Raw genomic sequence first — 22,003 nt, 5'->3', positions numbered from 1 at the left:
CAGTAAGCCCGGTCAGGGCAGGAAACGTCATGAAGGAAACCTATTCCTCCTTTTTCCCCTGCCAGTCCGGAAGAAGGACCGGCCTCGTCATCATTGCCGCGCTTGCCGCCGGCCTGTTACAGGGCTGCGCACGCGATCCGATGACCACCAACGCCATTCCCGACGATTATCGCACACGCCACCCGATCACCCTGTCGGAGGCGGAGCATTCGCTGGACATTCCGGTCTCGGCCAGCGACAGCCGGCTGACCACGGCGATGGCGGATAACGTCCGCGGCTTTGCTCAGAATTATGCGTCGATGTCGACTGGTATCGTTAATATTCAGACCCCGTCGGGATCGGCCAATTCAGCGGCCGCATCACGTATGGCGAAACAGATTCGCTCGACGCTTTCCGGTGCGGGTGTGGCACCGGGCAAGATCATGGAAACGCGCTATGCCGCTTCCCCGAATGGCGACGCCGCCCCTATCCGCCTGAGCTATGTCGCCGTTACGGCCATGACCGGCCAGTGCGGTCAATGGCCAGAGGACCTGTCAGACAATACCTTCGCAAACAAGAACTGGTACAATTTCGGGTGCGCTTCCCAAAGTAATCTCGCGGCGCAGATCGCCAATCCAATGGATCTGGTCGGTCCGCGCGGTATGAGCGCAATCGATGCGGAACGTCGCGCGGTAGTCATCGACAACTATCGACAAGGCAAGACAACGGCGACGCCGAATTGATGCGGCTCCAACAATTGTTACGGCAGGAAAGACCATGAGCGCTGTAGAATACGATATCAAGCCAAGTGGCGGCGGCGAAGCCGAGCCGCCATTGCGCGCTGCCGATATGGATCACCTCCGGCCCCTGCCCCGCATTTCCGTTCACGCTTTCTGCGTCAGCGACAATATGCAGGCCGTCATGGATGCACTGTCCAGCGACCGGCGCATGAGCAAGGTTACCCTGCGGGTGACGAAGGGCGATATCAATGCGGCCGCCACGATGTTTTCCGCGTCGCCCACGCCCAATCTCATCATTCTTGAAACGGCAAGCTCAACCGCCTCGTTGCTGAACGATCTCGCGCCCCTGGCGGAGGTTTGCGATCCCTCCACGCGTGTCATCATCGTCGGCCGACACAACGACATAACACTTTATCGCGATCTCATCCGCAACGGCATTTCCGAATATCTCGTCGCGCCGATCAATATGGCCGATCTCCTGGCTTCGATCGCCGCGATCTTCGTCGATCCCGAAGCGGAGCCGCTGGGCCGCAACATCGCTTTCATTGGCGCCAAGGGCGGCGTGGGTTCGTCGACCATTGCGCATAATTGCGCTTTCGGTATTTCGAGCCTCTTCTCCACCGAAACCATTCTGGCGGATATGGATCTTGCCTATGGCACTGCCAATATCGATTTCGATCAGGATCCGGCCCAGGGCATGGCTGAAGCGGTCTTCTCGCCGGAGCGGCTGGACGAGGTGTTTCTCGACCGCCTGCTAACCAAATGTTCCGATCATCTGTCGCTGCTCGCGGCACCGTCGCTTCTCGACAGGACCTATGATCTCGATCGTCAGGCATTTCTGCCGATCCTCGAGGTTTTGCAGCGCAGTGCGCCCGTTGCGGTTCTCGATCTTCCACACCAATGGTGCGACTGGACCCGGGCAGTCCTTGCGGAAGCCGACGAGGTGATCATTACGGCGGTTCCCGATCTCGCAAATCTGCGCAATACGAAGAATCTCTTCGACGCGCTGATCAAACTGAGACCCAACGACAAATTGCCGCATCTCGTTCTCAATCAGGTCGGCATGCCCAAACGTCCGGAAATCGCGCCGGCGGACTTCCTCGAGCCGCTGGAAATCGAGCCGATCGCGATCATTCCATTCGACGCGCAATTGTTCGGAAATGCCGCCAATAGCGGACGCATGATCAGCGAGATGGATGAAAAATCCCAGACGGCGGAAACCTTCTCGCAGATCGCCCACACCATCACAGGCCGCTCCGTGCTGCGCAAAAGCAGACGCGGCGGCCTGGAAAAACTGAAGAATATTCTCAAGCGCAAGTAGGTCTTCCGCCTGCGCCCTTAGACGGAAACGCCGATGTTCGGAAAACGCGGGCCTGAAGGCCCAGCCAGAAGCACGAAGCCGGAACCTGTTGCACCTGTGCCCATGCAGGTGGCGACGGTGTCTGAGCCTCGCTCTCTTGCAATTGACACTCTTGAGCCCGGCCAATCACCCATCACTCGTCAGGCTGCGGCGAGCCCACCGCCAGCGCAGAGAAAACGCACCCGCACGGAAGACTACTATAATACCAAGAGCCAGGTATTTTCCGCCCTTATCGATACGATCGATCTCTCGCAGCTCGCCAAGCTCGACGCGGAAAGCGCGCGCGAGGAAATTCGTGATATCGTCAACGATATCATCACGATCAAGAACTTCGCCATGTCGATTGCCGAGCAGGAAGAATTGCTCGAAGACATCTGCAATGACGTTCTGGGCTACGGGCCGCTGGAGCCGCTTCTCGCACGCGACGACATCGCCGATATCATGGTCAACGGCTCTGGCCAGACCTTCATTGAAGTCGGCGGCAAGACGATCGAGTCCGATATCCGCTTTCGGGACAATGCACAGTTGCTCTCCATCTGCCAGCGCATCGTCAGCCAGGTCGGCCGCCGCGTGGATGAGTCGAGCCCGATATGCGACGCGCGCCTGCCGGACGGATCGCGCGTCAACGTCATCGCACCACCGCTTGCCATCGATGGCCCGGCGCTGACGATCCGAAAATTCAAGAGGGACAAGCTGACGCTCGACCAGCTCGTGCGCTTCGGAGCGATCACGCCCGAAGGCGCGACATTGCTCAAGATCATCGGTCGCGTCCGCTGCAACGTCGTCATCTCGGGCGGCACCGGCTCAGGCAAGACAACACTTCTTAACTGCCTGACGAGCTTCATCGACAAGGATGAACGTGTCATCACCTGCGAAGACACCGCTGAACTGCAGCTGCAGCAACCGCATGTGGTGAGGCTCGAAACGCGTCCGCCGAATATCGAAGGGGAAGGTGAGATCACCATGCGCGATCTCGTCAAGAACTGCCTTCGCATGCGACCTGAGCGCATCATCGTCGGTGAAGTGCGCGGGCCGGAAGTTTTTGACCTGCTCCAGGCCATGAACACCGGCCATGACGGTTCGATGGGAACGCTGCATGCCAATACGCCGCGCGAATGCCTCAGCCGTATCGAATCGATGATCGCCATGGGCGGCTTCACCCTGCCGGCCAAGACCGTGCGCGAAATCATCTCAGGCTCAATCGATGTCGTCATTCAGGCCGCGCGTCTTCGCGACGGCTCGCGCCGGATAACGCAGATCACGGAAGTGATCGGCATGGAAGGCGACGTCATCGTTACCCAGGATCTGATGCGGTACGAGATCGAAGGCGAGGATGCCCAGGGTAAGCTGATCGGCAGACACGTATCAACCGGTATCAGCAAGCCGCATTTCTGGGATCGTGCACGCTATTACGGCGAAGAGAAACGCCTGGCGACCGCGCTCGATGAGATGGAAAAGACATCCTAAGGGAAAGTGACTGCCATGGACCCGACAATAATATTACTGGCCGTACTCGTCGCCATCTCGGCAGGAGCGCTCGCCTATGCCTTTCTTTTCCAGCAGATAGAGGTCGAAAAAAAGACCAACAACCGCTTCAAGCGAGTGCAGGCCGCCGAGACGGATCATACAAACATCAAAGCTGCACGAGACCGGGTCCAGGAACTTAGCAAACGCCGCAAATCCATGCAGGACAACCTGCGGGAAATGGAAAAGAAACAGAATGAAAAGGCGAAAAAAGCGAAGAATATCGGCCTGCGCGACAAACTAGTTCAGGCGGGGCTGGTGCTTTCCGCTCGGCAATTCCATCTGTTGAGCGCCGGCGCGGCTGTTTTCTTCGCTCTCATGGCCCTTCTTTACGGCCTGTCGTTGCTTCTCGCTCTGCTCATAGGAATTGTCGTGGCGCTGGGGGTACCACGGTGGGCGTTGGCGTTTATTCTCAAGCGCAGGCAGAAAAAATTTCTTGAAGAGTTTCCAAATGCGCTTGACGTCATGTGCAGGTCGATCAAATCCGGCTTACCGCTGAACGACGCGGTACGACTGATCGCATCGGACGGCCAGGAACCGGTGAAAACGGAGTTTCAGCGCGTCGTCGATGCGCAACAGGTCGGCATCGGGATCCCGCAGGGGATCGAGCGTATGATGCTGACCATGCCGCTTTTTGAGGTAAGCTTTTTCGGCACGGTCATCAATATTCAAGCACAAGCCGGCGGCAACCTCTCGGAAGCGCTGTCCAATCTTTCAAAGGTCTTGCGTGACCGCAAGAAGATGCGCGCGAAGGTAAATGCCCTTTCGATGGAGGCGAAGGCTTCCGCAGTTATCATCGGCTCGCTGCCCTTCGTCGTCATGCTGCTGGTGCATTTCACATCGCCCGACTATCTGTCGGTACTTTTCACCGACTTGCGCGGCCACATTATTCTCGGAGCATCCGCGATCTGGATGCTGATCGGAATATTCATCATGCGCCAAATGATCAATTTCGATATCTAGGGGCGTGGTATGACAGGAAATCTTCTTTCTCGCCTGACTGACCCACAAACGATCATCGCTATTCTTGTGACGCTCGCTGTTTTTGCGACCTTTTATACCCTCATTATGCCGGTTTTTGAGCGGAAAGATTTCGCCAAGCGCATGAAAGCGGTATCATCGGAACGCGACCTCATCCGTAGTCGCGAGCGCGACCGCATGGCGACCGTCACCAGAGACGGCAAAACCTCCCTGCGAGGCAACAATAACAAATCCGCCCGCCGCATCGTCGAGAAATTCAACCTGCAAGAAGCGCTGGCCGATAAGAACACAATGAACAGGCTGCGGGCAGCCGGACTTCGTTCACAAAACGCATTCAACACGTTCCTTGCCGCACGGTTTGTCTTGCCGTTTATTTTTCTGGCCATCGCCTTCACTTGGATCTTCATTCTCGGAAACCTCGCCGACAAAGCGTTTATCATCCGGCTAATGGCTGTGCTTCTTTTCGGTTATATCGGTTTTTACGCTCCCAATATTTACGTATCAAATCGCATGACCAAGCGTCAGGCATCAATCAAGCGGGCTTGGCCGGACGCGCTCGACCTTATGCTGATCTGCATCGAATCCGGGGTATCCATGGAAGCTGCCATGCGCCGCGTGGCGGAAGAGATGGGCGAGCAGTCACCCGAACTGGCGGAAGAAATGATGTTGACGACGGCGGAATTATCTTTCCTTCAGGACAGACGTGTCGCTCTTGAGAATTTCGGCACGCGTACCCAACTCGAAACCGTCAAAAGCGTGGTACAGGCGCTTATTCAGGCGGAGCGATACGGCACGCCGCTCGCCCAGGCGCTCCGCGTTCTCGCACAGGAAGGCCGCGATGAGCGCATGAATGAAGCCGAAAAAAAAGCTGCCGCGCTACCACCGAAACTGACTGTGCCGATGATCGTCTTTTTTCTGCCGGTACTGATCGCAGTCATTCTTGGACCGGCTATTATCCGCGTTCTGGACACATTCTGATAGAAAAATACCGCAAGGCGATTTGGGGCGATATTTGCGCCCCGGAGGCGACTGCTTGTCAGCCAGCCGCTGCACGCGGATGCTCGAACGCATCAACCAGCCGGTTTGCCGTCTTTTTTCGCCAGCTGCTGCCAGGAGTTCTGCTGCGAAAGCATCGCACGCAGATAGGTGAGGTTCGCCTGTGCCTGCTGCGCAGAGAGTTCCTGAACCGCGATGCGTTCGGCCTCGGCAAAGCGGCCCTGAAGACCGACCACGAGCGCGAGGTTCTGGCGGACGCGGCTATCGGCGCCCGGCTGGGCGATGGCCGATTGCAGATATGTTTCGGCAGTGCGCGGATCGCTCGACAGGACATAGGACATGCCGAGGTTGGACAATACGCTCGGATCGTTCGGCTTCAGGTCAAGCGCCTGCCTGTATCGGGAACGTGCCTCGTTCGAGCGTCCAAGCTGATCGAGCACGGCACCCTCGGCGGAATATAGCCGCCAATCCGGCCGGTCCGGCGTCTGTGCCCGCTGAATGGTCGAAAGCGCCTGCTCCAGCTGGCCAGCGGCGGCCTGTGACTTGCCATAGGCGGCAAGGACATCACGGTCCGCCGGATTGGCAATGGCGATCTGCTGCATGACGGCGAGAGCCTGTGTGTTCTTGCCGGTCATCATCAGCACGCTGGCATAATTCATGCCGACCGATTTATCCTTGGGGCTGCGTTCATAGGCTTTGCCGGCGCTCTCTTCCGCCTGGCGAAGCTGCTCCATGTTCATGTTGTCATAGGAGCGGGTGGCGGCGGAAATGGAGCCGGTGGACATGCGATCCGGCTTGTTGGTGCTCGCGCACCCTGAAACCGCAAGAACCAATGCGGCAAGACATGCTCCCCGCAGCAACCCTGTCCGGCCTGTCTCGCCCAAAGAAAATGCAGTCATGGCAGCGCCCCCGCCCAAGAATGATCAATCTTGCGCCCGACATACGACAGACTCACACGACGCAACTTTCGCTTAAGCAATAATCTGTTAACCCTAACAGAGCGTTAATCGCACCGATTCTCGACATTTACGGAAGCATACAATGGCGCCCTATCAGTTCATCGAACGCCCGACCCCTTTCAGCTCCAAGGCCGGCAGCACATTGCCGGTTTTCGCCGTCACGCCGGCCCATATCGAACAGGGCGCTATCGACCCAGTCGCGCTGGACTGGGCAAAGAAGGCGGGTTTCAAGGCAGAGGCAGGCGCCATCCTGCTCGTTCCTTCCGCCGATGGTTCGCTGGGCGGCGTGCTTCTCGGTCTCGGCAGCAATCCGTCCGAAATTCCCTTCATCACCGGGAAACTCGCCCGTGAGCTGCCGGAAGGCGAGTGGCACATCGAGACCGCACCGCTGACGGCAAATCGCCTCGCTCTCGGCTTCGGTCTCGGCAGCTATCGCTTCGACAAATACAAGACCACGAAGACCAGCGGGGCAAAGCTTCTCATTCCGCAGGATGCGGAAGACGGCGAGATAAAACGCGTTCTGGCCGGCGTTTTCCTCGCGCGTGACCTCATCAATGTCCCGGCAAACGACATGGGGCCGGACGAGCTTGAGATCGCCTTCCGTGCACTTGCCGCTCATTACAAGGCGAAGGTGAAGGTCACCACCGGCGACGATCTGCTCAAGGAAAACTTCCCACTGATCCATGCCGTCGGCCGGGCCAGCGAAAGCGCGCCGCGGCTTCTGGAGATGAACTGGGGCAAGAAGGGCAATCCTCGCCTCACCCTCGTCGGCAAGGGCGTCTGCTTCGATACAGGCGGCCTCGATATCAAACCCGCCGCTTCCATGGCGCTGATGAAGAAGGATATGGGAGGTGCGGCCAATGTCCTCGGTCTTGCGCTGATGATAATGGATGCGAAGCTGCCGGTCGATCTTCGCGTTCTCGTGCCCGCTGTCGAAAACTCCATCTCCGCCAATGCCTTCCGTCCCGGCGACATCTACCGCAGCCGTAAAGGGCTCACCGTGCAGATCGACAATACCGACGCCGAAGGCCGTCTTGTTCTGGCGGATACACTAGCCTATGCGGACGAAGATGCGCCGGACCTGATGATCGATATGGCGACGCTGACCGGTGCTGCCCGCGTCGCGCTCGGCCCGGATCTGCCGCCCTTCTACACCGATGACGAGGATCTGGCGCATGACATCGCCGAAGCCAGCATCGATACGGACGATCCGCTGTGGCGCATGCCGCTTTATATGGGCTACGACAAGGATATCCGCTCACGCGCGGCCGATATCACCAACGCGCCTTCGGGCGGCATGGGCGGATCAATCACCGCCGCCCTGTTCCTGAAGCGTTTTGTCACCAATACCAGACGCTGGGCGCATTTCGATATTTACGGCTGGTCTCTGAGCGAGAGGCATCATTCATCGATCGGCGGGGAGGCGCAGGGTATCCGCGCACTCTTCCATTACATCGCACACCAGTTCGCGAAGTAATCTGCTGATAGGCCAGGCTTCCACGGGCGCTTCCTCAACAGAAGCGCCCGTTCTCAATTCAGAGCATTTCCGGACGGAAAACCGGGCTCCACTTTTCCTGGAAAAGCTTTAAACCAGAACCTTCTGTTCCTTGTGGTCCTCTTCACCAAAGAACTTCAGGTAACGCTCCACTTCGGCCGGGTCGCCGGTTGCCTTTTGCGGATTGTCCGAGAGCTTCACGGCCGGGCGGCCATTGGCGTCGCTCACCTTGCAGACGATGGAGATCGGTTTGAGGCTGGCGATGGTCTTCGGCGCACAGCCGGCAAAATCATTCGTCAGATTGGTGCCCCAGCCGAAGCTCATGCGAACCCGACCTTCGAAGTGCCTGTAGGTGTCGATAATGGCGTCGACATCGAGACCGTCGGAGAAGATCAGCATCTTCTTGCGCGGGTCGCGGCCCATCTTCTGCCACCACTCGATGATCTTTTCCCCGCCTTCGATCGGCGGCGCGCTGTCGGGGCGGAAACCCGTCCAATCCGCCACCCATTCCGGCGCATTGCGCAAGAATGCGGCGGTTCCGAAGGCGTCCGGCAGCACGATCAGCAGGTTGCCGCCGTACAGCCGGTTCCAGTCCTTCAGGACCTGATAGGGTGCTGCGGCCAGCTCCTCATTTGTTTGCGCCAGCGCCGCGACCACCATCGGCAGTTCATGCGCGTTCGTGCCCACGGCTTCGAGATCGGAATCCATGGCGAGCAGAACATTGCTCGTACCGGTAAAGGCAGGCCCGATGCCTTCCTTCAGCGCCTCGACGCACCAGCGCTGCCAAAGGAAGCTGTGGCGGCGGCGGGTGCCGAAATCGGAAATGCGCAAGCCAGGCAGCTCCCGCAGCCGCTCGACCTTCTCCCACATCTTGGCCTTTGCGCGGGCGTAAAGCACATCAAGCGTGAAATAACCGAGCGAGCGCATGGCGCTGCGCGAGCGCAGTTCGTTGATGATCGCGAGCGCCGGGATTTCCCAGAGCGTCGTATCCATCCAGCGGCCATGAAAATTCAGCTCATATTGCCCGTCGCGCTTGAAAAGTTCGTATTCCGGCAATTGATAGCTCGAAAGCCAGGAGAGGAATTCCGGCTCGAAAATCTGCGAGCGGCCGTAAAACGTGTTACCCGCAAGCCAGATATTTTCTTTCTTGGAAAGACGCAGGGTGCGCGCATGATCCAGCTGTTCGCGCAACTCCATCTCGTCGATCTCTTCCGCCAGCCGCACTGTCTTCGTGCGGTTGATCAGCGAAAACGTCGCGTCGACTTCCGGATAGAGCTTCCAGATCATCTGCAACATCAAGAGCTTGTAAAAATCCGTATCAATCAGGCTGCGGACGATCGGGTCGAGTTTCCAGGTATGATTATGGACACGGGTGGCTATATCGGTCTTCGTCATACTCGCATTCCCCAATATCGGCCAAAGGTCAGAACAGCCGATGTCACTCCGCACCCCGGCAGGTATCAACCTGTCATGCGGAAAGATTTATCTGAAAAAGCGACAACAAGTCCAGAGCACTGGCCTGGCAAATGCCCGCCGCGACCGCCCGCGCATCGATTTTCCGAAGACCACAATGGAGTTTTCGGTCCGGTGTTCAAACATGCTGCTTCAAAAGGTCGGATCTACGGGGTTTATGCCGGGATACCAGTCCTTGGAGACGGGATTTCTGCCGCCGAAACTGGAAATGCCGTTTTCGTCGGTGCAGCGATACCCCTGAACAGGAAGCCCACGGCTGCCGAAAACATCCCTGTAGGGACCTCGGGAATATCCGGTCACGCCGAGTGCGCTATGGCAGTTGTAGCGGACCTTTGGCTGCAGCGTGCGCGGATCCTTGACGCCGGGCAGGTTTGCATAGGCATCCGGAGCGGGGGCAAAACCGTTCTGGAAAACAGTCTGTGCCTGCGCCGACGCGCTCAGCAAAGCCGCCGTGAGGATCGCTGCCAATCGTGTCGCCGTTCTTGTCTTCATCGATGCCGGTCCCGTACCATCATTCAACCGATGTAGGCTGTCGGCGACCTCCACACAAAGGGCGTGGCAGGCACAATTTCGTGAAAGCCCTTCTCAGGCCTCGAGCCGGCGGTAAGCAGTTGGCTTTTCATAAAGCCAGCCAATGCGCTCGATGGCCGCATCGAGATTCTCGCGTGCGACATTCATCGTATGGCCATTGGCATGGAGCAGCGTTTTCTCGTTTTCCATAAGGCCGACATGACCCTTCCAGAAGACGAGATCGCCGCGCCGCAATTCATCCCGCTCTATTTCCACGCCGAGCGACTTCACCTGCATGTCGGTATCGCGAAGGACCCGCCGGCCCGTCATGGCCATGGAAAGCTGCACGAGGCCGGAACAATCGATACCAAAACCGGAGCGGCCGCCCCAGAGATAGGGCGTTTCGATAAAGCGCAGCGCCACCGCCACATAATCTTCCTCAAGCGCCGCGTCGACGGCCTGGCAATGGGCAGCGATGATGCCTTCGCCCTTTTCGGTCAGCAGGTAACGGGTGCCGCGCGTCTCCGCTTCGCCGACGATGCGGATCAGGCTACCAATGGACAGCGCTGCGACCGGCGGTTTGCGCAATTCAGCGGCTGGGTAGAGAAAAGTGCGCGGTGCAATCACCCTATGGGTGGCGACAACGACATCGCCGATCGCCGTTTCCGGCAGGTAACCGGCATACCCGTCCGCATCCGCCTGCACCCATGCCCAGCCGTTGGCCCTGTCGAAAACACGGATAGTTTCGCCAAACAGCAACTCGGTATCGATGCCGGCGGCAAGATCGGGCGTCGGCCGCAGGCCAGTAACCGGCAACACGATCTGGGCGGCCGTGCCGCTGACGAAACGTTCGGCCTGCACCACGCCCTGCAGTTTTTCATCGGCGAGGTCGGAGCGGAAGACATTCAGGCGGCGGTCGAGCATCATGGGTTTCACATCCAGAGGTTAGATCTTGCGCGCCTGATCAATAATCAGATCGCCGATTTTTTCCAGATAAAGCGCACCGGCCACCGTGCGTTTTATCACAACATTGCGCCTGTCCCGCTCATCCCGAACCCGATCGACCAGCCCGAGCGCGCCGAGACTGTCGAGCGCGCGGGTAATGACCGGCTTGGTGACCCCCAGCATGGCGGCAAGACCCCGGACAGTGTGCGGCGGCGGCACGAGATAAATCTGCAGCAGGATGGCGGTTTGACGCAAGGTCAAATCCGGCTGGTCGTCAACGACCTGCGCCGTGGATACACGATGCCAGAGCCCCAAGGCCTCCGTGGGCGACAATTGTGCAGGCAAGCCGTGACCCTTCCAGTCGTTGTCCTACCGTTTTCATTCAACAGAGCGAAAAACTCAAGAACCATCCCGCACAAACAAAACCGCCGCACGGCGCAGATCCTAAAGATCGCGCGGCGCGGCGGCGTTTGTTGACCCGTTTTCGAGCCATAATGTCCCCTCTGGACTTGCAGAATGAGATGCAGGAAGCGTGCCAGTTTTGCTGCGGCGCACAAGTATTCGCAAAAACAGAGACTTAAGGAGTATATTCTGCTTATGGCGAAATTTTCCGCAAAGAATGAATCGCAAGAAAAACAGGCAAAAAAGAATTTAATGCTTAAAAACTGCCTTCCGCCACGACGGCGGAAGGCAAGGACAATCGCGGATCAGATTTCCGCGCCGCGTGCGGCATCGACCGCATCGGCATTCTGCTGCCGGTTATAGCGGATCGACGACCAGAGCGAGATACCGATCAGGCCCGCACCGCCAAGGCCCGTGATGACCTCGGGTATATGCACCATGGTCTGCACGTACATGATGACGGACAGGATAAGGATCGCGTAGAAAGCGCCGTGTTCCAGGTAGCGATATTCGGCCAGTGTTCCCTTCTCGACCAGCATGATGGTCATCGAACGGACGTACATGGCGCCGATGCCGAGACCGATGGCGATGATGAAGAGGTTTTGCGTCAGCGCGAAAGCGCCGATCACGCCATCGAAGGAGAAGCTGGCATCCAGCACTTCGAGATAAAGAAACGCGCCGAAGCCGCCCTTTGCTGCACCTTCCAGCATTTCCTGGCTGCGGTCGAGAATGCCGCCAACGACTTCCACCAGCAGGAAGGTCAAAAGACCCCAGATCGCCGAATGGAAGAAGGTGTTGGCCGCGACCGGACCAAGCGCCGGATCATCGCTTGCGCCGATGATGCGGGAAAAGACCAGCATGACGACAAGCACGAAGGCGATCTCGATGCCCTTGACAGAGGAATAGATCGCCGCCTTTTCTTCGATCCAGCGCACCCAGTGCACGTCCTTTTCATGGTCGAAGAAGAAGTTGAGGCCGACCATCATCAGGAAGGTGCCGCCGAATGCCGCAATCGGCAAATGGGCGTCCTGCATGATTTCCGCGTAACGTTCCGGCTGCGTGGCCGCCATCACGATTGCCGTCCACGGGCCGACATTCGCGGCAACGACGACGATGAGCAGCGGGAAGACGATACGCATGCCGAAAACGGCAATCAGGATACCCCAGGTCAGGAAGCGGTGCTGCCAGACCGGCGTCATATCCTTGAGCTTGTTGGCGTTGACGATGGCGTTGTCGAAGGAGAGCGAAATTTCCAGCACCGCCAGAACGACGCAGATGAAGAAGATCGTCGCCGTGCCGCCTACCGTTCCGGTCATTTCCCAACCGAGATAACCGCCGAGGATCAGACCGACCACGGTGACGATAAAAGCCCATTTGAAGTAGGAAAGCGTTTTTTTCTGGGTGGCGCTCATGTCCGGTCGCCTCCCAAAACGAGGGCGTTTGCGGACCGACGCGGGGCGTCAGGCCGCACGCAGAAAGCACGCGCGCGAAGCACATTCAGGTTTTTCATAGTTTTTAATCCGCCGGCCAATTTTTGCAGGCGGTACCGACATCGCGAGAGCGCCGTAAAACTCTCGCCAGAGGGGCCCGGCACCTTTGTTTCCTCTGCCCTTGCGAGACAAATCATCGCAGGGCCCCTTCTTACTCCCTGAAGATCACGCCCTCGTCAAGTCCCGTGATTGTGACCAAAGATCAAACCTGCTCCGCAGCCAGTCTTTCGGCGGTTTCAAGACGACGCTTGAGCGTATTTTCGCGAAAGAAGATGTAAAGACCCGAAAGAACAATCAGGCCCGCGCCGACGACGATACTCGTCTGCGGCACATCACCGAAGAACAGCCAGCCGAAAATCACCGCCCAGAGCAGCAGCGTATATTGCAGCGGCGCGACGGTGGCGGCATCGGCGAGTTTAAGCGCCCGGTTGACCAGCACATGCGCCGCCATGGCGACGACACCGAGCAGGCCGAGGAAGGCCAGATCGAAACTGGACTGAACCGGCAGCCAGCCCGAAGGCGTGAGGAACACCGCGACAATGCCCGCAAGTGCCGCACCAATGATCTGCCAGAAGGCGAGCACCGTATCGGGCGTATTGCGCAGCTGGCGGCCGGACAACATCATGAAGGCGAAGGCGGCGCTGCCGAAGATGGAAAAGAGCGCGGCGGAGGTGAGGCTTGCCGAGCTGGGTTTGAGCGCGATGAGAACACCGACAAAACCGATGGCGATGGCCGTCCAGCGACGCCAGCCGACCTTTTCTCCGAGCAGAAACGGCGAGAGCGCCGCCACGTAAATCGGAGCCGCGAGCCAATAGGTCATGACGTCGGCCAGCGGAAGAGACGCGACCGCGAAATAGAAACAGAAAAGCTCTGCGGTGGAGAAGAAGACACGCGCCACCTGAAGGCCGGGCCGCTCGATTTTCACGAGGCCGGAAAGGCCGGCTCTCCAGACGATCGGAACAAGGATGATAAGCGCTGCGGCGCTGCGGATGAGGATCACCTGACCCTGACTATAGGTAGAGACGAGCCATTTTCCCATGGCGTCGTTCAACGCGAAAAGCAGCATTCCAAGCAGCATGACGGCCACGCCGAGGCCCGTCGGCGAAAGCTTTCGTATCATAGTCGACATGTCAGTTCCGATCTCCCAATGGTTGCATTGGTCGTCCAACCAGCCGTCCTTTGTCAAGCCCCGAACGGCCGGGTCGGTACAATTAATAGTACTAATATATCGGCATGCAGATATCAGGTGAAGATGCGCCGCTCTTCGGCCACGAGTTCCTGGAGAAAATCGACCACCGTTCGGACCCGGACCAATTGACGGGCGGATTCGTGATAGGCCGTCCAGTAGGATCGGCTGATGGTGAGATGGGGCATGATCCGCAGAAGCTCGGGATATTGCCCGGCAATGTAATTATGCAGGATGCCGATACCCGCACCTGAACGTACTGCCTCGGTCTGACCGGTAGCGCTCGAGATTTCAAAGGCGGCATCCCAGTCACGCATGATCTCGCCGGTAAAATTCAGCGAGGGCGAGAAGATCAGGTCTTCCACATAACCGATCCGCCGGTGGCGCTTCAGCGCTTCAATATCCGCCGGCGTTCCATATTCAGCCAGATAATCCGCCGAGGCGTAGAGACCCAGCGAATAATCGGTGAGCTTTGAAAACATCAGCCTGCCCTGCTCCGGCCTTTCGATGGTGATGGCGATATCGGCCTCACGCTGTGACAGGGAGAAAGAGCGCGGCACCGGAACGAGCTGGATTTTCAGATCGGGATAACGCGCCGTCAGCCGGCCAAGTCGCGGCGCGAGGAAGGAAACACCGAGGCCATCTGGCGCGCCGATGCGCACCGTTCCCGCCACTGCCGTGTCAACGCGGCCGAGATTGGCCTGGGCGTTCAGCATTTCAGTTTCCATGCGCTCCGCCCCGGCAAGCAGACGCTGGCCTTCCTCCGTCAGCTCGCAGCCATTGGTGCTTCGCAGGAAGAGTTGCGTGCCGATCGCCGCTTCAAGTGCTGAAATCCGCCGGCTGAGGGTGGCGTGGTTGACGCCGAGCTTTCTGGCGGCGGAAAGAAACTGCCCGCTTCGCGCCACGCTTAGAAACAAACGCACATCATCCCAGTTCACGGCACTCTCCTTATGTGCATTTTTGCACAATGGATGCTTATTTCAGGCGATTGATTTGTGCAAATCGAAAGGTAATGCTGCGCCATCACATTCTGGAGGAAAACCCATGAAGGAAATCGGTCATTTCATTAACGGCAAGCATGTGCCCGGCACCAGCGGCCGCACATCCAATGTCTACAACCCGGCCACGGGGGAAGTGCAGGCGACTGTCGCACTTGCGAGCGAAGCCGAGCTGCGCGCCGCCGTGGAAAGCGCCAAGGCTGCGCAACCCAAGTGGGCCGCCACCAACCCGCAGCGCCGCGCCCGCGTTTTCTTCAAGTTCGTCGAACTTCTGAACCGCAACATGAACGAGCTGGCGGTGCTCCTCTCCAGTGAGCACGGCAAGACCGTCGAGGATTCCAAGGGCGATATCGTCCGCGGCCTCGAAGTCTGCGAATTTGTCTGCGGCATTCCGCATCTGCAGAAGGGTGAGTTCACCGAGGGCGCAGGCCCGGCCATCGACATGTATTCGATCCGCCAGCCGGTCGGCATCGGCGCGGGCATCACGCCCTTCAACTTCCCCGGCATGATCCCGATGTGGATGTTCGCCCCGGCGATTGCCTGCGGCAACGCCTTCATCCTGAAGCCATCTGAACGCGATCCGTCGCTGCCGATCCGCCTTGCCGAACTGATGATCGAAGCCGGTCTTCCGGCAGGTATCCTCAACGTCGTCAACGGTGACAAGGGTGCCGTCGACGCCATCCTGACCGATCCTGACATCGGCGCGGTCTCCTTCGTTGGCTCGACGCCGATCGCCCGTTACGTCTACGGCACCGCCGCCATGAACGGCAAGCGCGCGCAGTGCTTCGGCGGCGCGAAGAACCACATGATCATCATGCCGGATGCCGATCTCGATCAGGCCGTGAACGCATTGATGGGCGCCGGTTACGGTTCGGCCGGCGAGCGCTGCATGGCTGTTTCCGTTGCGGTTCCGGTTGGCGAGGAGACGGCAAACCGCCTCGTTGAAAAGCTCATCCCGCAGATCGAAAGCCTGAGGATCGGCCCCTATACCGACGACAAGGCCGATATGGGCCCGCTCGTTACCAAGGAAGCGCAGACGCGCGTCAGAGGCCTGATTGACAGCGGCGTTGAACAGGGCGCGAAGCTGCTGGTCGATGGCCGCGACTTCAAGCTGCAGGGTTATGAAGACGGTTATTTCGTCGGCGGTTGCCTGTTTGACCACGTCACCCCTGACATGGACATCTACAAGACCGAAATCTTCGGACCGGTTCTGTCCGTCGTTCGCGCCAAGAATTACGAAGACGCGCTCGAACTGCCGATGAAGCATGAGTACGGCAACGGCGTTGCGATCTACACCCGTGACGGCGACGCTGCCCGCGACTTCGCAAGCCGCGTCAACATCGGCATGATCGGCATCAACGTTCCGATCCCGGTTCCGCTCGCCTATCACTCCTTCGGTGGCTGGAAGGCTTCGAGCTTCGGCGATCTCAACCAGCACGGCACGGATTCGATCAAGTTCTGGACGAAGACCAAGACGATCACCTCACGCTGGCCGTCGGGCATCAAGTCGGGTGCCGAATTCGTCATGCCGACGATGAAATAAGCCGAAAAGCCGGCAATCAGAAAAAGCCCCGCTGTTTGCGCAGCGGGGCTTTTTTGATTAAAAGAAAACAAAAATCATCAAGTTTTTCCTTCAAAATATTTCCACTTAAAGATGTTATGGCGTAAGACAGCCGTTGCGGCGTGGGGACGCCGCCAAACCGACGATAGCGGGGAAGCCTGCAACTCAATCTGCCCGGAGAGGGGCATGCCATGAGGGACCATTATGAGTGACATCTCTGTCAGCGTGGATCAGCGCGCAATCGAACGCGGCTCGTTCAGCGGAAATGCCAAGGAATATTTTGGAATCTGGATCGTCAATATTCTCCTGACGATCATCACCATCGGCATTTATTCCGCCTGGGCGAAGGTGCGCCGCAAGCGTTATTTCAACGGCAACACCGTGCTGGCCGGCCGCGCTTTCGGCTACCACGCCACTGGCGGGCAAATCTTCAAGGGCCGCCTGATCGCCTTTGCCTTCATCGTCATCTCGCAGCTCATCGGTCTTATCCATCCGTTTCTGGTCTTCGTGCCGGCAATCCTGCTGATGATCTTCTTTCCATGGCTGATCACGCGCAGCATTCGTTTCAATGCGCGGGTGACGAGCTATCGCAATGTGCGTTTTGATTTTGTCGGCACGGCGTGGGGCGCTTTTGTCTCCATCCTGCTTGGCAGCCTCGTTGCGTTCTTCTCCTTCGGCATTCTGGCGCCGCTGTCCAGCCGCTGGGCAAACCGCTATATTTTCGGCAACCTGCGTTATGGCGACCGCCCCTTCAGCGCCGACCCCAAGATTGGCAAGCTCTATCGCGCCTGGATCATTCCCGCGATCATGGTGGTGATCGGCGGCATCGTGGTCGGCTTCTTCGGCCTTGCAGCCTTTGCGGCAAACAGTGCGATGCTCGAGGACGAGACTACCGCCATGGCCACGGCGCTCGCATCGCTCTATGTGGGCGTTTTCGGCGCATTTCTGGTCTATGGCCTTGCCGGCGTCGTTTATCGCACCGGCGTTCGCAATGTCGTCATTTCCTCCATGCTGCTGGATGGAAAGCATGACCTGCACAGCGACCTGCATCGCGGCCGCTATCTCTGGATCGTCATCTCCAACCTGATCGTCACCGTTTTCACCCTTGGTCTGATGCGGCCGTGGGCGGCGGTCCGCGAAGCGCGTTATACCGTGGAGCGCACGGCAATCCGTTTCAACGGCGATGTGGGCGAGGTCCTCTCCTCGATGGAAGCAACGGGGGCCGCCGTCAGTGCCGAATATATGGATATGGAAGGTTTCGAATTTGGTTTCTGACACCGGAGAAACCGTTTCGGGCGAGTGGCATACCGCTGGCTCCAACCTTTCCAGTGCCGCCAGCCTGAAGCTTGGCGGCACGGTCCTTCTCGTGCTCGATGCGAAGGACAACCACGTCAGAACCCAGGCCGAGATAAAAACGGTCGAGATCAGCCACCGGGTCGGCACCATCCCCCGGGAGTTGCATTTTCCCGACGGGTCGCTGTTCGAAACCCGCGACAATGACGGCGTGGACCGGCTGCTTGGCCAGCACATTGCCAAGCGATCCGGTTTCGTGCACTGGCTGGAACAGTTTCGCCCGCGGCTGATCGGCATCACCGCCGCAGCCGTTCTTCTGGCTTACGGCACCTACAAGCTGGCGCTTCCGGCGCTCGTGGAACTGGCGGTCGCGGTAACCCCGCCGATCGTTCCGCAGGTCATGTCGGCCAGTACCATGCAGGCCCTCGACCAGGCAGTCTTCTCTCCAAGCGAACTTCCGCAGGAAGAGCAGGACGCCATCCGCTCTGAATTTTCCCGGATCGCCGCCCATGCGGAAGGTTCGCCTGACGACTACAAGCTGAATTTCCGCAAGGGCGGTTACATCGGCCCCAATGCCTTTGCACTGCCGGATGGCACGCTGGTATTGACGGACGAGCTGGTGGAGCTGGCCGGCAACGACAGGCAGATGATCGCCGGGGTTCTCGCCCATGAAATCGGCCATGTCGAATATGAGCACAGCCTGCGGCAGCTATACCGCGCCGCCGGGGTTGCCGGTCTTGTCATGCTGATTGCCGGCGATGTCGGTTCGGCCATGGAGGACATTCTTACCCAGGGCGGCGGACTTCTGGCGCTATCGCACTCGCGCGATGCCGAGCGGCAGGCGGATCAGCGCTCCGTGGAACTGATGCGCAAGGCCGGGCTTGACCCCACTGCCATCGAACGCTTCTTCGCGCTGCTGGAAGAAAAACTGGGCGACAAGGGCGGCACCAGCATTGTCTCCACCCATCCCGGAACGCCGGAAAGGCGCAAGGCTATCCTCGACTACAACGCTTCGCTGGACAACAAGCCGGCGGGTAACTGACCCGCCGGTATACGGAAAACGGCTTCAGTTGGTCGGGCCGTCGTTGAAACCCACTTCATCCACCAGTTCGGATGCCTGCTTGCGACGGGCGGCGATGTCCGTCAGCGGCAGCTTGTCGGGATGGATGGGACCGAAACCCTTCACCACGTCGGAAGGCTCGGCACCGGGCAGCACCGGATATTCGAAGACTTGTTTAGCGTAAATCTCCTGCGCCTCGCGAGAGGCCAGGAATTCCATGAGCTTCAGCGCGTTGTCCTTGTTGGGTGCGTATTTCGTCAGCGCCATGCCGGAAATATTCACATGTGTGCCGCGATCGCCCGCATTGGGGAAGATCACCCGCACCGATCCAGCCCATTCCTTTTCTTCCGGCTCGCGATCATTGGTCAACATCAGGCCGACATAATAGGTATTGCCAAGCGCGATATCGCACTCGCCGGAAAAGATCGATTTCGCCTGGCTGCGGTCTGTTCCGTCAGGCTTGCGGGCGAGATTGTTCTTCAGACCCGTCAGCCACGTGCGGGTATAATCGACGCCGTGATGGGCGATCATCGAGGCGATCAACGCGATATTGTAGGAATGCTGGCCATCGCGAATGCAGATCTTGCCCTTCCACTTGGAATCAGCAAGCTCCTCATAGGTAATGTCCTTCTGTGTCACCCGCTCCTTCGAAGCGTAGACAACCCTACCGCGCGTCGTGAGACCAAACCATTCGCCCTCGGGATCACGCAGGTTGGCGGGGATATCCTTTTCGATGACGGGATCGCCCAGAACCGGCTGGGTAACCTTGCCTTCCTTCGCCTCGACGAGGCGGGCGATATCAACCGTCAGCAGCACATCTGCGGGTGAATTGACACCCTCGGCCTGGATGCGTTCGACCAGCCCCTTGTCGAGGAAAAGTACATTCGCCTCTATGCCGGTTTCTTTGGTGAAGGCATCGAGCAGCGGCTGGATCAATTCAGGCTGGCGATAGGAATAGACGTTAACCTCCCCCTCTGCCAGAGCGGCGGGCGCGAAGGAAAGGATCGTCAGCCCTGAAAAAACGGCAGCGGAAAAGTATGATTTCAAGCTTGCCATTATGAATGCCTCCATTACATTCCGATTCTTGACTTGTTTGTTCATGAATCATCAGGACGGTCAACAAGGCTGTTTAAGAAATATCTGATGGGTGCCAGTTTTTTCAGTTTCTGGAATTGTTCTAAACTGAAAAAGAGACTATATAACTCCACATTGAGAGTTAGGAGACCAGCATGCGCTTGACCAAACAGACCAACTATGCCGTTCGCATGTTGATGTATTGCGCCGCCAATGAAGGCCATCTGAGCCGCATTCCTGAGATCGCCAGAGCCTATGGCGTTTCGGAGCTGTTCCTGTTCAAAATCCTGCAGCCGCTCAACAAGGCGGGCCTGGTGGAAACCGTGCGCGGCCGTAACGGCGGCGTGCGCCTTGGCAAACCCGCTGAAAAAATCAGTCTGTTCGACGTGGTGAGAGTGACTGAAGACAGCTTCGCCATGGCCGAATGCTTCGAAGATGGCGCTGTGGAATGTCCGCTTGTGGACAGCTGCGGCCTCAACTCGGCGCTTCGCAAGGCGCTCAATGCGTTTTTTGACGTTCTGGCGGAATACTCGATCGATGATCTCGTCAAGGCTCGGCCGCAGATCAACTTCCTGCTTGGCCTGGACACGGAAATGCCGAAGGTCGCTGCCCTTCCGGCTGCCTGATCATCCCATTTCCTCCTCGGCAATTGTCATAGCCCGTGTCCTTGAGGTCACGGGCTTTTCTTTTATGGAAGACGCGCGAAATATAATATTTTTGATCCCGCGTGTTGACGTCGCGAACGGAAGCGGCGCATTTGGTCACGAGCTTTTTCAAGCAACCAATCAGCGTCGCAATGATCATCAAGCCTGAATTCCATACATTTGCGCTTACCGCGCTCATCGGCAGCATAGGTGCGCTGCTCGCCAGCCTCATCGATATCCCGGCACCCTTTCTGTCCGGCCCGGCGCTTGCGGTGACGATCACGGGGCTCGCCGGCATAAGGCTTGGCGTTCCCGCTTTCATCCGCAATGCCTGTTTCGTCGTCGTCGGCATTTCGATGGGAACGAGCGTGACGCCCTCCGTGATAGATGCCGCGAAGACCTGGCCCGTGAGCTTCGTCGTCGTGCTCGTCGCTGTCGTCATCATGCTCTATGTCGCTTACTGGATCCTGCATTACGGCTTCGGTTACGACCGGACAACGGCGATGCTGGGCGCCTCTCCCGGTCATCTCAGCTATATCATCAGCCTTGGTGCCGAGACGAAAAGCGACCTTGCAACCGTCAGCATCGTGCAAAGTGTGCGGGTGCTGGCGCTAACACTTTCCGTGCCGCTGATCGTGGAATATTTCGATCTCGTCAGCACGGAACCGCTTGTCACCAACCCGCCAATGGGCCTGTTCACGCTGGCGCTGACCATCGGCGCCTCGCTTCTGACCGGCTGGCTTTTCCTGCGCTGGAAGTTTCCGGCCGCACTGCTGCTGGGCGGCGTCGCCATTTCCATCAGCACCCACATTACCGGCCTTACCGAGGGTGGCGTTCCCACCTGGCTCAGCCTGCCGGTTTATGTGCTTATCGGCTGCCTTATCGGCACACGCTTTTCGAATGTCTCGCTGATGGACGTGCGGAAAGGCTTTCTGGCGGGTTTCGTCGTCACCATCGCCGTGATGCTGATCGCCGGCAGCATTGCCTGGATGATTTCTGGCGTGACCGGCGTCCCGCTCAATGCCGTCATGATCGCCTATTCACCGGGTGGCCTGGAAACCATGGCGGCGATGGCAGTGATGATGCATGCGGATACCGCCTATGTCGGCTCCCACCACGTCATCAGGCTTCTCTTCCTCTCCGTTCTCATGCCGCTCGTCATGGGCAAGGATGCGCGCAAGCGGGACGACGAAGCCTGACGAAAACGGTCATCGGCACCGACAGAAGCCATAGACGCGAAAATGCGAATGGCGTGCAACCTTTTTTCTTTCCGGTCGTTGATACTCCGCCGCAATTGCGGCGGCGATCTTTCGCCTGTTAGGCAGTCTGACCC

The 22,003-nt window shown here is 58.4% G+C and carries 20 protein-coding genes; 11 read left to right on the top strand and 9 right to left on the bottom strand.

Going from position 1 to position 22,003, the window contains the following annotated elements:
* Window positions 1-29: 29 nt before the first annotated feature.
* Genes V6S97_RS09290 through V6S97_RS09270 form a run of 5 tightly spaced genes read left to right on the top strand, consistent with a single transcriptional unit; the run spans window position 30 to window position 5,562 of the window.
* The gene (locus tag V6S97_RS09290) at window positions 30-722 is read left to right on the top strand and encodes a CpaD family pilus assembly protein (RefSeq protein WP_003507402.1); all 693 of its coding nucleotides are present in this window, start codon (window positions 30-32) and stop codon (window positions 720-722) included.
* Window positions 723-756: 34 nt separating this feature from the next.
* On the top strand, window positions 757-2,040 hold the full coding sequence (locus V6S97_RS09285; RefSeq protein WP_003507401.1) for an AAA family ATPase: 1,284 nt from the start codon (window positions 757-759) through the stop codon (window positions 2,038-2,040).
* Window positions 2,041-2,073: 33 nt separating this feature from the next.
* On the top strand, window positions 2,074-3,546 hold the full coding sequence (locus V6S97_RS09280; RefSeq protein WP_003507399.1) for a CpaF family protein: 1,473 nt from the start codon (window positions 2,074-2,076) through the stop codon (window positions 3,544-3,546).
* Between the two features lie 15 nt (window positions 3,547-3,561).
* Window positions 3,562-4,566: a type II secretion system F family protein gene (locus V6S97_RS09275; RefSeq protein ID WP_003507398.1), complete on the top strand. Its 1,005-nt coding sequence runs from the start codon at window positions 3,562-3,564 to the stop codon at window positions 4,564-4,566.
* Between the two features lie 9 nt (window positions 4,567-4,575).
* On the top strand, window positions 4,576-5,562 hold the full coding sequence (locus V6S97_RS09270) for a type II secretion system F family protein (protein WP_003507395.1): 987 nt from the start codon (window positions 4,576-4,578) through the stop codon (window positions 5,560-5,562).
* A 92-nt stretch (window positions 5,563-5,654) separates the two neighbouring features.
* On the opposite strand, the gene V6S97_RS09265 is transcribed toward V6S97_RS09270, so the two are convergent.
* On the bottom strand, window positions 5,655-6,365 hold the full coding sequence (locus V6S97_RS09265; protein ID WP_161974158.1) for a tetratricopeptide repeat protein: 711 nt from the start codon (window positions 6,363-6,365) through the stop codon (window positions 5,655-5,657).
* Between the two features lie 256 nt (window positions 6,366-6,621).
* Between V6S97_RS09265 and V6S97_RS09260 the strand changes: the two genes are divergently transcribed.
* On the top strand, window positions 6,622-8,016 hold the full coding sequence (locus V6S97_RS09260; protein WP_003507391.1) for a leucyl aminopeptidase: 1,395 nt from the start codon (window positions 6,622-6,624) through the stop codon (window positions 8,014-8,016).
* A gap of 108 nt (window positions 8,017-8,124) precedes the next feature.
* Here V6S97_RS09260 and pncB read toward each other — a convergent pair whose 3' ends face one another.
* The 7 genes from pncB to V6S97_RS09225 form a co-directional block, all read right to left on the bottom strand.
* Window positions 8,125-9,429 (bottom strand): nicotinate phosphoribosyltransferase, encoded by a 1,305-nt coding sequence (gene pncB / locus V6S97_RS09255; protein ID WP_003507389.1) that lies wholly within the window; start codon window positions 9,427-9,429, stop codon window positions 8,125-8,127.
* 210 nt (window positions 9,430-9,639) lie between these two features.
* Entirely contained in the window at window positions 9,640-9,999 is a 360-nt protein-coding gene (locus tag V6S97_RS09250) for a hypothetical protein (protein WP_031233701.1), read from the bottom strand.
* A 93-nt stretch (window positions 10,000-10,092) separates the two neighbouring features.
* Window positions 10,093-10,944 (bottom strand): C40 family peptidase, encoded by an 852-nt coding sequence (locus V6S97_RS09245; RefSeq protein WP_003507386.1) that lies wholly within the window; start codon window positions 10,942-10,944, stop codon window positions 10,093-10,095.
* Between the two features lie 18 nt (window positions 10,945-10,962).
* Window positions 10,963-11,307, bottom strand: coding sequence for a MarR family transcriptional regulator (locus tag V6S97_RS09240; protein WP_003507384.1), 345 nt, complete (start codon window positions 11,305-11,307; stop codon window positions 10,963-10,965).
* Between the two features lie 362 nt (window positions 11,308-11,669).
* Entirely contained in the window at window positions 11,670-12,776 is a 1,107-nt protein-coding gene (locus V6S97_RS09235) for a DUF475 domain-containing protein (protein WP_003507382.1), read from the bottom strand.
* A gap of 280 nt (window positions 12,777-13,056) precedes the next feature.
* The gene (locus V6S97_RS09230) at window positions 13,057-13,983 is read right to left on the bottom strand and encodes a DMT family transporter (RefSeq protein ID WP_334426649.1); all 927 of its coding nucleotides are present in this window, start codon (window positions 13,981-13,983) and stop codon (window positions 13,057-13,059) included.
* A gap of 113 nt (window positions 13,984-14,096) precedes the next feature.
* Window positions 14,097-14,978, bottom strand: a complete 882-nt coding sequence (locus tag V6S97_RS09225; protein WP_026363820.1) for a LysR family transcriptional regulator — start codon at window positions 14,976-14,978, stop codon at window positions 14,097-14,099.
* Window positions 14,979-15,084: 106 nt separating this feature from the next.
* Between V6S97_RS09225 and V6S97_RS09220 the strand changes: the two genes are divergently transcribed.
* From V6S97_RS09220 to V6S97_RS09210, 3 genes are all read left to right on the top strand, one after another.
* Window positions 15,085-16,581, top strand: a complete 1,497-nt coding sequence (locus V6S97_RS09220) for a CoA-acylating methylmalonate-semialdehyde dehydrogenase (protein WP_003507376.1) — start codon at window positions 15,085-15,087, stop codon at window positions 16,579-16,581.
* A gap of 222 nt (window positions 16,582-16,803) precedes the next feature.
* Window positions 16,804-17,874 (top strand): YjgN family protein, encoded by a 1,071-nt coding sequence (locus V6S97_RS09215; RefSeq protein ID WP_003507373.1) that lies wholly within the window; start codon window positions 16,804-16,806, stop codon window positions 17,872-17,874.
* The gene (locus tag V6S97_RS09210; protein WP_334426647.1) at window positions 17,864-18,934 is read left to right on the top strand and encodes a M48 family metallopeptidase; all 1,071 of its coding nucleotides are present in this window, start codon (window positions 17,864-17,866) and stop codon (window positions 18,932-18,934) included. The genes V6S97_RS09215 and V6S97_RS09210 overlap by 11 nt, the downstream gene beginning before the upstream one ends.
* Before the next feature lie 24 nt (window positions 18,935-18,958).
* Here V6S97_RS09210 and V6S97_RS09205 read toward each other — a convergent pair whose 3' ends face one another.
* On the bottom strand, window positions 18,959-20,008 hold the full coding sequence (locus tag V6S97_RS09205; RefSeq protein ID WP_035213122.1) for a Fe(3+) ABC transporter substrate-binding protein: 1,050 nt from the start codon (window positions 20,006-20,008) through the stop codon (window positions 18,959-18,961).
* Between the two features lie 173 nt (window positions 20,009-20,181).
* Here V6S97_RS09205 and rirA point away from each other — a divergent pair, with 173 nt between their 5' ends.
* Window positions 20,182-20,652 carry an iron-responsive transcriptional regulator RirA gene (rirA, locus tag V6S97_RS09200; RefSeq protein WP_003507367.1) on the top strand — a complete coding sequence of 157 codons (471 nt, stop codon included), beginning with the start codon at window positions 20,182-20,184 and terminating at the stop codon, window positions 20,650-20,652.
* Window positions 20,653-20,822: 170 nt separating this feature from the next.
* Complete coding sequence (locus tag V6S97_RS09195; protein ID WP_035213120.1) at window positions 20,823-21,869, top strand: AbrB family transcriptional regulator; 1,047 nt, start codon at window positions 20,823-20,825, stop codon at window positions 21,867-21,869.
* The last annotated feature ends 134 nt before the right edge of the window (window positions 21,870-22,003 follow it).

The sequence above is a fragment of the Agrobacterium sp. CCNWLW155 genome, from assembly GCF_036888815.1.
Lineage (GTDB): Bacteria > Pseudomonadota > Alphaproteobacteria > Rhizobiales > Rhizobiaceae > Agrobacterium > Agrobacterium radiobacter.
Note: the sequence above shows the minus strand (reverse complement) of the source record. Positions and strands in the feature narration are given on the sequence as shown.